This window comes from Eubacterium sp. F2, from assembly GCF_046244355.1.
Classification (GTDB): Bacteria; Bacillota; Clostridia; order Peptostreptococcales; family Anaerovoracaceae; genus Aminicella.
In genome coordinates this window covers 2,218,578-2,232,564 of sequence record NZ_CP176393.1, presented here as the reverse complement: position 1 = coordinate 2,232,564, position 13,987 = coordinate 2,218,578, and the positions used below count along the sequence as shown (strand labels likewise).

Below are 13,987 nucleotides of genomic sequence, written 5' to 3'. Positions count from 1 at the left end.
AGGAGGAACGAAAAATGCTTTCAACAATCAGAACTGCGGTTCTGCAGGGAATTGAGGGGCAGCCGGTGCTGCTGGAGACGGATATTTCTTATGGCCTTCCATCCGTGACCATCGTCGGTATGGCGGATACTTCGGTAAAAGAAGCCCGGGACAGAGTCCGGCCAGCCTTGGTCAACAGCGGCTTCCGTTTTCCTTCCCACAGAATTACCATGAATATTTCTCCGGCAGACGTGCATAAGCACGGGAGTCATCTGGATCTTCCCATGGCTATGGGAATTCTGCTGTCCAGCGGTGAAATAGAATGTCCGGAGGCAGACCGCTGCGCGTATTTCGGGGAACTGTCGCTGGACGGGCAGCTGCGCCCGGTCAGAGGGATCCTTCCGATGGTCCGCGTGCTGAAGGAATCCGGCGTAAAGAAGGCCATAGTCCCGGCGGAAAATGCAGGCGAGGCGGCACTGATTGAGGGAATAGAAGTGTACGGCGCAGAAAATCTTCGGCAGCTTGCGCGTTTCTTTTGTCAGGGCGGACTGCTTCAGCCCTGCATCCGCGGCAAAAGCAATGAGCAAGAGGCCGGCCCATTGAAAGACTTCCGGGATGTCTGCGGTCAGGAAGCCGCCAAAAGAGCGCTGACGGTGGCGGTAGCAGGCGGGCACGGCATTCTGATGACCGGAAGCCCGGCGACGGGAAAAACCATGCTGGCGGAACGGATTCCTGGGATTCTCCCGCCAATGAACAGGGAGGAAAAGCTGCGTCTGACAGAGATTTACTCTATCGCGGGACTTCTGGATCAGGACGATCCGATTGTCCGGCACCGTCCCTTCCGGCATCCGCACTCCAGCACCAGCCGGGCAGGGCTGATCGGAGGCGGACAGGAACCGTGGCCGGGGGAGGTGACGCTGGCCCATCACGGGGTGCTGTTTCTCGATGAAATGCCGGAATTTCCGTCTTCTGCACTTGAGAGCCTGAGGGTTCCTCTGGAAGAAAAGGAAGTCCGCCTCAACCGCAATGGCAGGACATACCATTTTCCTGCAGACTTTCTGCTGGCTGCTGCGGCAAATCCATGCCCCTGCGGATATTATGGAGACAGCGCCCACGAGTGCAGCTGCAGTGAGTCGGAAATCAGACGCTACCAGAAGAGAATTTCCGGCCCGCTCTTAAGCCGGATCGATATGCAGATCCATCTTCCGTCTCTGACCTATGAGGAAGTGACCGGGGAGGGCATTCTGGATACAGAAACCATGAAACATCAGGTGATTTCTGCCAGAGAAATCCAGAGGAGCCGCTTCCGGGGGAGCCCGATCCAGTTCAACAGTCAGATGGACCGGAAGCAGATTCAGAGATGGGCTGCCCTGGATAAGGCGTCAGAACTGATCCTGAAAGATGCCTATGAGAAACTGAATATGGATCCCCGTATGCTGGACAAGACCGTGCGGACGGCAAGGACCATTGCGGATATCGAGGGCAGCCATGAAATCAGAATGGAGCATCTGACGGAAGCACTGGCCTACCGCAGAAAGAATACGATTTAATGCAGGAGGAAAAATTGATTCGGAAATACAGAAATAAAGAAGCGGGTTTTCCGGAGCAGTTTCAGAGTCCGTCTCTGAAAGACCAGCCGGAGACCATATATATGGAAGGAAAGACGGAGCTGTTAAACGGGCCGGTGCTTGCTGTGGTCGGAAGCAGGAAGTGCAGTCCCTATGGCGCTTCGGTCAGCAGAGAGATCGGCCGGCAGGCGGCAAAATGCGGTGTCGCGGTTGTCAGCGGGCTCGCCGCAGGAATTGATTCTTCTGCGCAGCGCGCCTGCCTGCACCATGGCGGAAAGGTCATAGCCGTCCTGGGAAACGGACTTGATCAGTGCTACCCTGCGGAAAACAAAGGGTTGATGGAAGAAATCCGGAACAGAGGGCTTCTGATCTCCGAATATCCGCCTGGTTTTGAGGCAAAACCCTGGACCTTTCCAAGGAGAAACCGGCTGATTGCAGCCCTGGCGGACGCAGTTACGGTAGTCGAGGCATCCTTTCACAGCGGGGCGCTGACTACGGCAGAATACGCGGTGGAACAGAATAAACCCCTGATGGTCGTTCCGGGGAATATCACAAGCCGCTGCAGTGTTGGGACGAACCGCCTTCTGGCCTTTGCCGGGACCGGCGATATTATGCCGGTTTGCAGCGTGAGTGAAATCTTTCAGTTTTTCGGGAAGGATGCCGCAAAGGAAAAACGGGAGGCTCTTGGAAGCGATGAACAGAAAATCATGGATGCTGTGGCATCAGAAAGCGAAATCATGGTAGAAAAGATCAGTGCCAAAACCGGCTTTTCTCCTCAGTATGTGAACAGTCTCGTTACGATATTAGAAATGAAAGGATGGGTACAGACCAGCATGGGAAGAGTATTTGCCGCAGATAATAATTGAAAGAAAAATCCGGACAGTCCGGCCGTCTGTGTAAAGTTATCGTGAACTTCTGGTGAAATGTTGAGTGATTTTGACTAGGTTTGAAAGGTTTTCCTTGACAAGTGTTTATCTATATGATACAAAAGAGAACAAAACGCCCAGGATTATGAATAGGAAAATATATCGCAATAAGGTGTAATAATCAGATATGTTTGACAGGTTCATAGGATGTGCTATAATACATCCTTGCTGAGTTTTGAGAAAAAAGGGGTATTTTTATATGGACATGGTTAAGGCATCAGCCGCAGAGGCTGAGGTTAAAGATAAAGCAGTGTCTTCATCGGGAGCAGCAGAGAAATCTGCATCTTCTGAGAAGAATGCAGAGGAGAAGACCACTGCAAAAAGGAAAACTTCAACAAAGAAAAAGACAACTGCCCGGAAGACAGCCTCCAGGGCTAAGAAGACGACGACTAAAAAGACAGCTGCGCGTAAGAAGAAGCTGGTTATCGTAGAGTCTCCGTCCAAGGCGAAGACAATCGGCAAATTCTTAGGGTCAACATACAAGGTGGTAGCGTCTGTCGGACACGTCAGAGACCTTCCGAAGAGCAAGCTGGGGATTGACATCGACAACGATTTTGAGCCGCAGTATATTTCGATCCGGGGCAAAGGTGACCTGATCAAGGAACTGAAACGGGAAGCGAAAAAGGCATCCCGTGTCTATCTCGCAACCGACCCGGACCGCGAGGGAGAAGCAATTTCCTGGCATCTGGCATATCTGCTCGGAATCGATCCGGATGAACCCTGCCGAGTGACCTTCAATGAGATCACAAAGCCGGTTGTAAAGGAAGCCATCAAGCATCCGCGTCCGATTGACCAGAGTCTGGTGGACGCACAGCAGGCAAGACGTGTATTGGACCGTCTGGTAGGATATCAGATCAGCCCGCTGCTCTGGAGAAAGGTAAAGCGGGGACTTTCCGCAGGACGTGTACAGTCTGCCGCACTGAAAATCATCTGCGACAGAGAAAAAGAAATCCAGAACTTCATTCCGGAAGAATACTGGACAGTAACGGCGTCCTTTAAAAAGGGAATCGTTTTCCAGGCAAAACTGAACAACAAAGCCGGAAAGAAGATCACGCTTCATAATGAACAGGAAAAAGATGAAGTCCTGAAAGAGCTTGAAGGGAAACCCTATCTGGTTGACAAGCTGACGAGAAGGGAAACGGTCAGAAACCCGTATCCGCCGTACACTACATCAAGTCTTCAGCAGGATGCGTCCAACCGTATTAATTTCAATACCAGAAAGACCATGATGATCGCGCAGCAGCTGTATGAAGGTGTTGACGTCAAAGGTCACGGCACGATCGGTCTGATTACCTACCTGCGTACAGACTCTGTCCGTGTTTCTGAAGAGGCGAGAAGCGCATCTAAATCATTCATTTCTGATCGTTTTGGAGATGAATACTACGGCGGGAAAGTCTATTCCAATAAGAAAAAGGATATTCAGGACGCACACGAGGCAATCCGTCCTGCTGATGTGACTCTGGCGCCGGAAGACGTCAAAGATTCACTGTCCACCGATCAGTTCAAGCTGTACAACCTCATCTGGACCAGGTTTATTGCCAGCCAGATGGCGCCTGCCCGCTATGACAGCATGCAGGCGGTCATCTCCTGCGGAGAATATGGATTCCGTGCATCCGGATCAAGAATGATCTTCGACGGATGCCGAAGAGTTTATCACGTATCTGCGGATGACGGCAGCAAACAGCTTCCAGAGCTTCAGGAAGGCGAGCAGCTGGATCTTCAGAAACTGGAGGGCGAGCAGAATTTTACTCAGCCGCCGGCAAGATTTACGGAAGCCAGCCTTGTAAAAGAGCTGGAAACAAGAGATATCGGCCGTCCGAGTACATACGCGCCGATCGTAAACACACTGACCGGAAGAAGATACGTTAAAAGAGAAAAGAAAAGCCTGGTTCCTACAGATCTTGGATTTATTGTCGATGACCTTCTGGAAAAGTACTTCAAGGATATCGTTGATTCAGGATTCACCGCAGAAATGGAGAATACCCTCGATGATGTCGAAGTCAAGGGAACAGAGTGGAAACAGGTTATCCGGGACTTCTACGGCCCGTTTAAGAAGGAACTGGACGTCGCAGATTCTGAGATTCAGAAGGTTGAAGTTCAGGATCGTCCTACCGGCGAGGTCTGCGAACTCTGCGGCCGCCCGATGGTCATCAAGAGCGGCAGATTCGGAGACTTTATCGCCTGCAGTGGTTATCCGGAGTGTAAAAACACCAAGCCGCTGGTCGTCAAGATCGGTGTGAAATGCCCGGCCTGCGGAAGAGACATTGTCGAAAAGCATTCCCGCAAGGGCCGCGTGTTCTACGGCTGCAGCGGATGGCCGGAGTGCAAACAGTCTTACTGGAACAAGCCGGTCAATAAAAAGTGTCCGGTCTGCGGAAGTCTTCTGGTTGAAAAGAAAACAAAAACAACAACACTTGCATGCTCCAATCCGGAATGCAAGTATAAAGAGTAACAGCAGCAGTCCTGCACGAAAAACGGAATGAAGAAAAGCCTGCTCTGGCGGAAGGCGGATCTGTTTCTGCCGCCGGCCCGGGCAGACTGACCTTCATCTGTGTATACAATACGTAGTTCTAAGGTGAATTTTCTGCGAAGTTTTGCAAGGTGCATTGCGAATTGTTTTAACAATGGTAATAATGGATAAGATATACCAGGGGAATTACTGCACCGGTATATTTGTGCATGGCTGCAGTTCACCGAAAATATTGAGAAAATAAGGAGGCAGAGAAGTTATGGCGGAATTTCACGCAACGACGATTTGTGCCGTAAGAAGAGGCCCGGATGATGTGGCTATCGGAGGCGATGGCCAGGTAACAATGGGTAAAACCGCAATTATGAAAAATGGCGCGGTTAAGGTCAAGAAGATTTTCCATGGTCAGGTTCTCACCGGTTTTGCCGGATCAGTAGCTGACGCATTTACACTTACCGAAAAATTTGAGAGCAAGCTTGAAGAGCATGACGGAAACCTGAGACGTGCTGCCGTTGATCTTGCGCAGATGTGGAGATCGGACAAGGGCATGAGAAGCCTGGAAGCACTGATGATCGTCATGGATAAAGACGATATGCTGGTCCTTTCCGGAAATGGTGAGATTATCGAGCCAGATGAGCAGTTTGTTGCCATTGGATCCGGCGGCAATTACGCATATTCTGCGGCAAATGCTCTGTACAATCATACAGACATGGGTGCAGAGGACATCGTAAGAGAATCGTTGAAAATTGCGTCTTCTATCTGTGTTTACACGAATGATCATATTACCGTGGAGAAGCTTGGGAAATAGCTGATGCAGGTTTCTGATAGCACAATAGAAATCGATAATTATATAAATAATACTTTTAAGAGTTGTGTATTGTCAGTAATGTTATAAAGTTAAAACAGAACAAAATTGTTTGACATTTTCGAGAAAAAGTTGTATATAATAGAGGAGGATAAATAATCATGGCGGATAAGATCCAAGGTTTGACTCCGAAAGAGATTGTTGCCGAACTGGATAAATACATCATCGGTCAGGACAAGGCAAAACGTTCCGTTGCCGTAGCACTGAGAAACCGCTACAGACGGAATCTTGTCCCGGATGAGATGCGGGAAGAAATCACCCCGAAGAACATTCTGATGATGGGACCTACCGGCTGCGGAAAGACAGAAATTGCAAGACGTCTGGCCAGGCTGATGAAGGCTCCGTTTGTAAAAGTCGAGGCAACTAAATTTACAGAAGTCGGCTATGTAGGAAGAGATGTCGACTCCATGGTTCGTGATCTGGTGGAAGCGTCTATGCGGATTACCAAGCAGAGCGCGATGCAGGAGAAATACGACATCGCAGATAAGATGGCTGAAGACAGAATTGTCGAGGCGATGGTTCCTGGTAAAGCACAGGCCGTGCAGAACCAGCAGAATCAGGACAACAGTCCGTTTGATTTTCTCCGCAACAGCGGGGGCTATCCAAGCCAGAAGCAGCTGTATGAGCAGAGTCAGCAGAAGCGTGCCGAGGAGACAGAGTCTTCTGATGTGAAGATGGCAAGAGACCAGGTGCGTGATCAGCTCAGAAAGGGACTTCTGGAAGATCAGTTTATTGAGATTCAGGTGGAAGAAGCACCGAGAAGCAATGAACTGGACATGAGTAATGAAGGAATGAGTATCGCCATCGGAAACATTTTCGGCGATATGATGCCAAAGAAAAAGAAAACAAGAAAGGTCAAGGTTAAGGACGCAAGAAAGATTCTGCGGGAGCAGGAAGCGTCCAAACTGCTGGACATGGATGCCGTTACCGATGACGCGGTAGAGAACGCGGAGCAGAATGGTATCATTTTCATCGATGAGATCGATAAAATCGCTGCCGGAAACAATTACGGATCCGGTGCAGATGTATCCCGTGAGGGAGTTCAGAGAGACATTCTTCCGATCGTAGAGGGAAGCGTTGTCAATACCAAATACGGACCAGTAAAAACCGATCATATTCTGTTTATCGGCGCCGGCGCCTTCAGCGTCTCCAAGCCGACAGATCTGATTCCGGAACTGCAGGGACGTTTCCCGATCCGTGTGGAACTGCAGAATCTGACGAAGGATGATCTGATGAAGATTCTGACGGTTCCTAAGAATGCCATTGTTAAGCAGCATCAGGCTCTTCTGGCGACAGAAGGAATTCATCTGGAGTTTACAGACGATGCCATCGAGGAAATCGCAGAAATTGCGTCTCTGATGAATCAGCAGCATGAGAATATCGGTGCGCGCCGCCTGTCCACGATTCTGGAGCGTCTTCTGGAAGACATTTCCTATGAGATTCCGGAAGAGGGACCAGAGGGAAAGACCGTGATCGACAAGGAATTCGTCAAGAGCAAGTTTGCTGATACGATTGAGAAGGACGATATTCAGAAATATATTCTGTAATGCTGATGCAGGATATATCAGGCAGATGCCGTCTGCAGGAAGATACAGTCCGGATTATAAATACGTTAAAAATGCCGCTGCAGGAACGGACAGAAGAGCCTGCCTGTTCCTGAGCAGTGTTTTTATATAAAGAATCATTTTATCTAATTGTGTGTGTGGTAAGAGAAAGGCTGATGAAACTATGAGTAAGAGATTATTGTCGAGAATCCGAGAGCTAAACAGAATGCTGTCAGAGAGCACAACCGGTTACGTAGCTTTTGATGAGCTGTGCGATTCCATCGGAGAAATGCTGGAGTCCGAAGTTCTGGTTATGAGCAAGAGAGGAAAGATCCTGGCTTCCAGAAGCAGTGAAGCTGATACTCTCGTCACCAAAGATGAATCTGGTGCGGAGGTGCTGAAGCCGGAAATCAATTCCCGTCTCCTGAAAATCACAACAACCAGAGAAAACGTCACAGGAGATGACATTACCAAGATCATCGGAGATGACTATAACAAGTATGAATACTATCATATCATCGTTCCGGTAATCTTCGGCGGAAACCGTGTTGCTACAGTTGTTCTGCTTCGTGAGAACGAGCCTTACGATGAGGAAGATATTGCGATTACAGAGTATGGCGCAACCGTTGTAGGACTGGAAGTTTCCAGAAGCATTGCGCTTGAAGAAGAGGCAGACAGCAGAGAAAAGAACGCTGTTGACATGGCTCTTGAGACACTGTCTTACTCTGAGCTTGATGCAGTCGTTAAGATTTTTGGAGAGCTTGAAGGAAACGAGGGACTCCTGGTTGCCAGCAAGGTAGCAGATAAGTTCAACATCACCCGTTCCGTAATCGTCAATGCACTCCGCAAGCTGGAGAGTGCCGGTGTTATCGAATCCAGATCTCTGGGCATGAAGGGAACAAGAATCAAGATTACAAACAATTTCCTGCGTGACCAGATCGCAAAAATCGATATCTAATCCGCGTCTGCAGGGCTTGGCCTGTAATAATTCATCATGGCATAGTCCATGGTAAACGGATACAGTTAGGAAAGAATAGATAATGATATTCCTCTGTATATCCTGTGCCTTCCTGCACAGGACCGGCGAGAGGGATTCAGTAAGAATAAGGTGTTGTATGATCATGGCAAGAAGATGCAGTACCGGATCTGCCTTTGCGGGAGCAGATTCCTGCAAAGTGTTTTCGGCGGAAGATGACGGGTTTTCCTTTCATCTTCTGCTTTCTTTTGTTTTTTGTCGGGTTTTTCTTCAGGCAGATCCGAAAAGCTGTGTTATGATCATTAAGGAGTCATGAAAAAGGCCTGCGGGGAAGTACTGCAGCCTTAAATATCGGAATATTTTCGGAAAAAAACGGAAAACAGCAGAGAAGCAGGAAAGAAAAATAACTAAGGGGGAGAATGGATGGAACAGTACCGGACGGTTACCGAGCAGGGAAGTGATGAAATTGTCATTCAGAAATCAAAGTTTATCGCTTACGCATCACCAGCAGAAAGCCGGGAGGAGGCGGAGGAATTTATCCGCAGCATCAGAAAAAAACACTATAACGCGACGCATAACGTACCGGCAATGGTGATCGGCGATCAGTTTCAGCTGCAGTGGGGAAGTGATGATGGTGAACCGCAGGGAACATCCGGCGCCCCGATCGTGCAGATGCTGGTAAAAGAACGCTTTTCCAACCTGGTCATAGTTGTGACCAGATATTTTGGCGGAATCAAGCTGGGGACCGGCGGGCTGGTCAGAGCCTACACACAGGCCGCAAAAGCGGGACTGCGCGCATCTTCGCCAGCTGCGATGACGGATAAGCTTGCCATCTCATTTGAGACAGACTACAGCACATTTAACCGGATTTCCGCCTTCCCGTTTGACGGAAAGGCAGAAATCAGCAACATCCAGTACACCGATAAAGTCGGTTTTGATCTGTATCTGGAAGAATCCGACAGAGAGGATGTCCTGCAGGTCATGGCCGGGCTCACAAACGGCAGCATCCATCCTCTGAGGGAAGAGCATAAGCTTTTCGCGCTGCCGCTGGACCCGGAATCGCTCTAGTCCTCTGTGTAAGTGATCTTCGGATCACCGACGGTGAAGTTGTCGATCAGGCGCGTTCCGTCGATTCTTACGGCCATAGCGACCAGATCGCCCTTCTTGAAGGTTTCAACCGGCTGCATGTTCTCGCCGTTGACGACCTCCACGTACTCCGGATCAGCCATCGGCTCTTCAGCGAGCTTCTTCTTCATGGCGTCTGTCAGCTGCGAGCTTCTGTATTCACCCTTTTCTACCAGGTCCTGACCGAGGCGGACGGCTCTGGAGAGAATGACAGCGGCTTTTCTTGCCTCCGGGCTGAGGTAGGTGTTGCGGGAACTCTTGGCGAGGCCGTCAGCTTCTCTGACAATCGGGCAGCCGATGACTTCAACCCTGAAGTTCAGGTCTCTGACCATTCTTCTGATGATGGCCAGCTGCTGGGCATCTTTCTGACCGAAGAAGATGCAGTCCGGCTCAACGATGTGAAGCAGCTTGGTTATTACGGTGCAGACACCGCGGAAGTGAATCGGGCGGGTCTTTCCGCAGAGTGTCTTGGAAAGTACGTCGATGTCAACATAAGTGCAGAAATCATCGAAATACATCTCAGACGGGTCTGGATGGAAAACCATGTCAACGCCGTGCTTCTCCAGAAGGTCGCAGTCGTGCTTGAAATCACGCGGATAGTCAGCCAGATCCTCCGTCGGACCGAACTGAATCGGGTTGACGAACACAGACGCAACCGTCTTATCACAGCGCTTTACCGACGCATCCATCAGCGATGCGTGGCCCTCGTGCAGAAATCCCATCGTCGGGCAGAGGCCGATCGTCAGTCCTTCAGCCTTCCACTCCGCAATCTGCTCCCGTACTTCTTCAATCGTCTTTGCAATTTTCATGATTCTTTCTCCTCTGATATTTTGTTTTTCTGCTTACGCAGTATTATTCCTCTGAATCCGCTTGAGATGCCCGTCCTCTGCGTCAGGACAAAAGCCTTACGCGCAAGTGAACCTCTGCACTGACGGCATCCCTGTTTCATAAACCTGCAGCCGGTTAAATCCTTTTCGTCCAGATGGACCAGACCAGAACATCTTCTGCCGGCTGCATAATCCTTTTTAGAGATCCTTTAATTCATCCAGAACCTCAGGATTGCTCATCTTATGGAACTCGTGGTCCTTGTCCGGGAATGCCGTGCTCTTGACCTCCCTGTCGTACTGGGTGAAGGCGTCCGTCATTTCGCAGCCGAGATTGGCGAACTTCTTTACGAATTTTGGGACGTAGTCGCTGAACATTCCCAGCATGTCCTGATAGACGAGGATCTGTCCGTCCGTTTCATTTCCGGCTCCGATTCCGATCGTCGGGATGGTCAGCTTCTCTGTGATCAGCGCGGCGAGCGGGGCAGGAACGCATTCCAGTACAACGGCGAAGGCGCCGGCTTCCTGAATCTTATACGCATCGTCCAGCATGCGCTTTGCGGCATCGGCGGTTTTTCCCTGTACCTTGTTTCCGCCGAAGGCGTTGACCGACTGCGGCGTCATGCCCAGATGTGCCATAACCGGAATTCCCACGCTGGTCATAGCCTTGATCTGCGGGCAGACTGCGGCGCCTCCTTCCAGTTTGACGGCGTTTCCATGTGCTTCCTTCATGAGTCTTCCGGCATTGGTCAGTGCCTGCTCGACAGAGACCTGATAGGACATAAACGGCATGTCCATGACCACCATGGTGTCGTGGGTGGCTCTTGCTACCGAGCGGCCGTAGATGATCGACTCTTCCATCGTTACCGGAAGGGTGTCCTCATAGCCCTGCATGACGTTTCCGAGAGAATCGCCAACCAGAATGCCGTTGATTCCGGCGGCTTCCATCAGTTTTGCCGTCGAGTAGTCGTAACAGGTCAGCATGGAAATCTTCTCGTGCTTTTCTTTCATCTTTTGAAATGTCGCGGTTGTATTTTTCATTTCAGCCCATCCTTTCCTTGTGTAGTGCTTTTTGACAAAACAGAGCCGGCAAGAGGATTTCCTTCCTCTGCGTCTGGCCCGCTCTGTGCACCTGAACGGATATCCTGCATGGCCGGCGTCTCCGGTATACCGGAAAGCGCTTTCTGCAGAAGTTTTTCGATGGACTGGTAATTTCTGTCAGGATGTTTCTCCTGCGCGGCAGGAATCAGGATCTCGGAAAGCAGGCAGTAGGCCTGTTTTTCTCTGCCTTCAAGGCAGCTGAGATGTCTTCTGATGGTTCCTTCATCGGCACGCTCTACAGGTCCGGTGAGGCTGGCGGGAACACCGTTTTTCAGGGCATTCTTCACGTTCAGCGTAACCAGTGGAGACAGAGCGGCACGCGCGCGTTCTTCCGTAAAGCCGCAGCTTCTGAGAAGGTCGATGCTCGTCAGAAGGAGTGCGTTTACGAGATTGCTGGCGATGGCGGCTGCGCAGTGGTAGCGGACTTTTGCCTTCGGGTCGATTTTCTGCAGATGAAGGCCGATTCCTTCAAGCCCGGGAATCAGAACTTCCAGAGCCTGGTCTGCACCTTCAATGGCAAAAAAACATCCGGCATCTGCACGTAAGCGTGATAACGATCGCTTACTGCAGACATCGGATGAACGGAAAAGGCATAAGCCCCTGTATCTTCAATGTCAGGAAACGCTTCTTCTGAGGAAAGCGCTCCACTTGTATGACCGATCAGTTTTCCCTGGAGCAGGGCGGGGTCAATCTGCTGATAAACAGAAGTGATTTTCCCGTCCGGGACCGTCAGAAACAGCACGTCACTTTCCCGGGCAAGCTCGTTGATATTTGTAAAGCTTCTGCTGCCTGTAAAATGTGCTGCCTCAATCGAGGATTCCGCGGTGCGGCTGTAATAACCGGACAGCTGCAGACCGTGGGTACTGAAATATTTACCGATGGTGAAGCCGACCTTGCCGGCTCCGATGATTCCTGTTTTCATAATCTACACCTCCCGGCGCTTCCCGGGATGGCGTGCTGAATCAGATCCATTTAAAATGTTCCAGAGCATCAGTCATATCATGTTATTGAATTTATCTCGTGCGCATTTCAACGCCGGTACAGTTTCCCTTGAGGAATACCGTCCATCGGTAAAAGTTTAACACGCGGCTCGTTTTCTGTAAAGACAGTAATGCTAATTCATATTCGTGTAGCCCAGAAGATAGCGGTCTGCTTCCGCAGCTGCCGCGCGGCCGTCCGCAATGGCAGAGACGACAAGTGACGCCCCTGTCCGCATATCGCCTGCGGTGAAGACCTTCTCGACAGAGGACGCATGAGCATCTTCCTCGGTGCTGACGGTGCGGTCACGGTCCACGTGGAAGGCGCTGCAGATGTCTTCTCTGCAGCCAGTAAATCCCATGGCGCAGATCAGAAGGGAGCATTCCAGAGTGTCTCCGGCTGTCGTCTTTACGGCAGTCAGATGGTGGTCGGAATCTGTTTCTACGGATTCTGCCTGAACAGAGAAGCGGCGGATATCCGCTCCTGTAACCGCCTGTAATTCTTCGTGGGCATAATCCATCGGAAGCTTTCCGTTTTTGTCTGTGTAATGGTCTTTTGGCTTTCTGACGAGCTGGACGATGGAAGATGCACCCTGCCTCAGGGCAGCTGCCGCGCAGTCGCTCGCGGTGTCTCCGCTTCCGACGATGATGACATTTCTTCCTTCTGCATTGAGATTGCGCGCGCGGCCGGAAGAGGATTCCGGGGTTTCTGCGGCAATGATGTCAGAAGTCGGGAAAGCCGCCGGCAGGGAAGACCCCTTGCCCGGGTAATTTATGTCAGAAGATGGATCTACGCGGCGGAGCTGCGCTTCTGCGGAGGCCTTCAGAAATTCTGTTCCGGTGCAGATGCCGGAAACGCTTCCGTCGTCAAGGGGCAGACGTCTTGCTTCTTCGGCGCCGCAGCAGAGGATGACGGCATCGTATTCCTCGAGAATGCGGGCGGCGGAGGCGGTGTCTGCGCAGTCGCAGCCGGTCCGGAAGACCACGCCTTCCTGCTCCATGAGGCGGATTCTTCTGAAGACGATGTCTTTCTCCAGCTTCATGCTCGGAATGCCGTAGGTCAGGAGACCTCCAGGGTAGCGTTCCCGCTCAAACACCGTCACACTGTGTCCGCGATGATTCAGCTGGTCGGCTGCGGCCAGGCCGGAAGGACCTGATCCGATGACTGCAACGGTCTTTCCGGAGCGCTGAAGAGGAATGTGCGGCTTGATTTTTCCGTTCCGGAAAGCCTGCTCGATGATGGACAGTTCGTTTTCACGGATGGTGACCGGCTGGTCGTTTTGTCCGCAGAGGCAGGCGTGCTCGCAGGGAGCCGGGCAGACTCTTCCGGTGAACTCCGGGAAATTATTGGTTTTCAGGAGGCGGGAGAGGGCATGGGACAGGTTGCCCTGACAGACCATGTCGTTCCATTCCGGAATGAGGTTGTGAAGCGGGCAGCCAAAGAGTTTTCCTTCCCAGATCATGCCAGTCTGACAGAAGGGCGTGCCGCAGTTCATGCAGCGTGCGCCCTGACGCATCCGGTCTTCCCGGGACAGGGGCAGGTGAAATTCCTGCCAGTCCCGGACGCGTTCTTCAGGAGGACGGACAGAGCTTTCCTCCCGGTTATATTCCATAAATCCTGTCGGTTTTCCCATA

At 51.1% G+C, this 13,987-nt stretch carries 12 protein-coding genes; 7 read left to right on the top strand and 5 right to left on the bottom strand.

All coding sequences use genetic code 11. From position 1 onward, the window contains the following. The first annotated feature begins 14 nt into the window (after window positions 1-14). From ACI77B_RS09810 to ACI77B_RS09780, 7 genes are all read left to right on the top strand, one after another. Window positions 15-1,529, top strand: coding sequence for a YifB family Mg chelatase-like AAA ATPase (locus ACI77B_RS09810; RefSeq protein WP_409336632.1), 1,515 nt, complete (start codon window positions 15-17; stop codon window positions 1,527-1,529). 14 nt (window positions 1,530-1,543) lie between these two features. Then, a complete protein-coding gene (dprA, locus tag ACI77B_RS09805; RefSeq protein ID WP_409336631.1) occupies window positions 1,544-2,413 on the top strand; it encodes a DNA-processing protein DprA in 870 nt (289 codons plus the stop codon). A gap of 259 nt (window positions 2,414-2,672) precedes the next feature. Next, window positions 2,673-4,925, top strand: coding sequence for a type I DNA topoisomerase (topA, locus tag ACI77B_RS09800; RefSeq protein ID WP_409336630.1), 2,253 nt, complete (start codon window positions 2,673-2,675; stop codon window positions 4,923-4,925). A gap of 277 nt (window positions 4,926-5,202) precedes the next feature. Continuing rightward, window positions 5,203-5,748 (top strand): ATP-dependent protease subunit HslV, encoded by a 546-nt coding sequence (hslV, locus tag ACI77B_RS09795; RefSeq protein WP_409336629.1) that lies wholly within the window; start codon window positions 5,203-5,205, stop codon window positions 5,746-5,748. A gap of 170 nt (window positions 5,749-5,918) precedes the next feature. Further along, complete coding sequence (gene hslU / locus ACI77B_RS09790; RefSeq protein WP_423245296.1) at window positions 5,919-7,352, top strand: ATP-dependent protease ATPase subunit HslU; 1,434 nt, start codon at window positions 5,919-5,921, stop codon at window positions 7,350-7,352. Between the two features lie 181 nt (window positions 7,353-7,533). Continuing rightward, window positions 7,534-8,307 carry a GTP-sensing pleiotropic transcriptional regulator CodY gene (gene codY, locus ACI77B_RS09785; RefSeq protein ID WP_409336627.1) on the top strand — a complete coding sequence of 258 codons (774 nt, stop codon included), beginning with the start codon at window positions 7,534-7,536 and terminating at the stop codon, window positions 8,305-8,307. A 441-nt stretch (window positions 8,308-8,748) separates the two neighbouring features. Then, window positions 8,749-9,393 carry a YigZ family protein gene (locus ACI77B_RS09780; protein ID WP_409336626.1) on the top strand — a complete coding sequence of 215 codons (645 nt, stop codon included), beginning with the start codon at window positions 8,749-8,751 and terminating at the stop codon, window positions 9,391-9,393. On the opposite strand, the gene panC is transcribed toward ACI77B_RS09780, so the two are convergent. From panC to ACI77B_RS09755, 5 genes are all read right to left on the bottom strand, one after another. Further along, a complete protein-coding gene (gene panC / locus ACI77B_RS09775) occupies window positions 9,390-10,259 on the bottom strand; it encodes a pantoate--beta-alanine ligase (protein WP_409336625.1) in 870 nt (289 codons plus the stop codon). The genes ACI77B_RS09780 and panC overlap by 4 nt on opposite strands. A 216-nt stretch (window positions 10,260-10,475) precedes the next feature. Next, entirely contained in the window at window positions 10,476-11,315 is an 840-nt protein-coding gene (gene panB / locus ACI77B_RS09770; protein WP_409336624.1) for a 3-methyl-2-oxobutanoate hydroxymethyltransferase, read from the bottom strand. Beyond that, window positions 11,312-11,857 (bottom strand): DUF2520 domain-containing protein, encoded by a 546-nt coding sequence (locus ACI77B_RS09765; RefSeq protein ID WP_409337731.1) that lies wholly within the window; start codon window positions 11,855-11,857, stop codon window positions 11,312-11,314. Before ACI77B_RS09765 ends, panB begins: the two co-directional genes overlap by 4 nt. Further along, window positions 11,857-12,297: an NAD(P)-binding domain-containing protein gene (locus ACI77B_RS09760; RefSeq protein WP_409336623.1), complete on the bottom strand. Its 441-nt coding sequence runs from the start codon at window positions 12,295-12,297 to the stop codon at window positions 11,857-11,859. Before ACI77B_RS09760 ends, ACI77B_RS09765 begins: the two co-directional genes overlap by 1 nt. Window positions 12,298-12,489: 192 nt before the next feature. Further along, a complete protein-coding gene (locus ACI77B_RS09755; RefSeq protein WP_409336622.1) occupies window positions 12,490-13,986 on the bottom strand; it encodes a glutamate synthase subunit beta in 1,497 nt (498 codons plus the stop codon). Window position 13,987 lies beyond the last annotated feature (1 nt).

Excerpts from the sequence above, each read along its gene's own strand:
- ACI77B_RS09755 (WP_409336622.1), bottom strand. The coding sequence starts at position 13,986 with ATGGGAAAACCGACAGGATTTATGGAATATAACCGGGAGGAAAGCTCT.
- ACI77B_RS09760 (WP_409336623.1), bottom strand. The coding sequence starts at position 12,297 with ATGAAAACAGGAATCATCGGAGCCGGCAAGGTCGGCTTCACCATCGGT.
- panB (WP_409336624.1), bottom strand. The coding sequence starts at position 11,315 with ATGAAAAATACAACCGCGACATTTCAAAAGATGAAAGAAAAGCACGAG.
- panC (WP_409336625.1), bottom strand. The coding sequence starts at position 10,259 with ATGAAAATTGCAAAGACGATTGAAGAAGTACGGGAGCAGATTGCGGAG.
- ACI77B_RS09810 (WP_409336632.1), top strand. The coding sequence starts at position 15 with ATGCTTTCAACAATCAGAACTGCGGTTCTGCAGGGAATTGAGGGGCAG.
- topA (WP_409336630.1), top strand. The coding sequence starts at position 2,673 with ATGGACATGGTTAAGGCATCAGCCGCAGAGGCTGAGGTTAAAGATAAA.
- codY (WP_409336627.1), top strand. The coding sequence starts at position 7,534 with ATGAGTAAGAGATTATTGTCGAGAATCCGAGAGCTAAACAGAATGCTG.
- ACI77B_RS09780 (WP_409336626.1), top strand. The coding sequence starts at position 8,749 with ATGGAACAGTACCGGACGGTTACCGAGCAGGGAAGTGATGAAATTGTC.
- hslV (WP_409336629.1), top strand. The coding sequence starts at position 5,203 with ATGGCGGAATTTCACGCAACGACGATTTGTGCCGTAAGAAGAGGCCCG.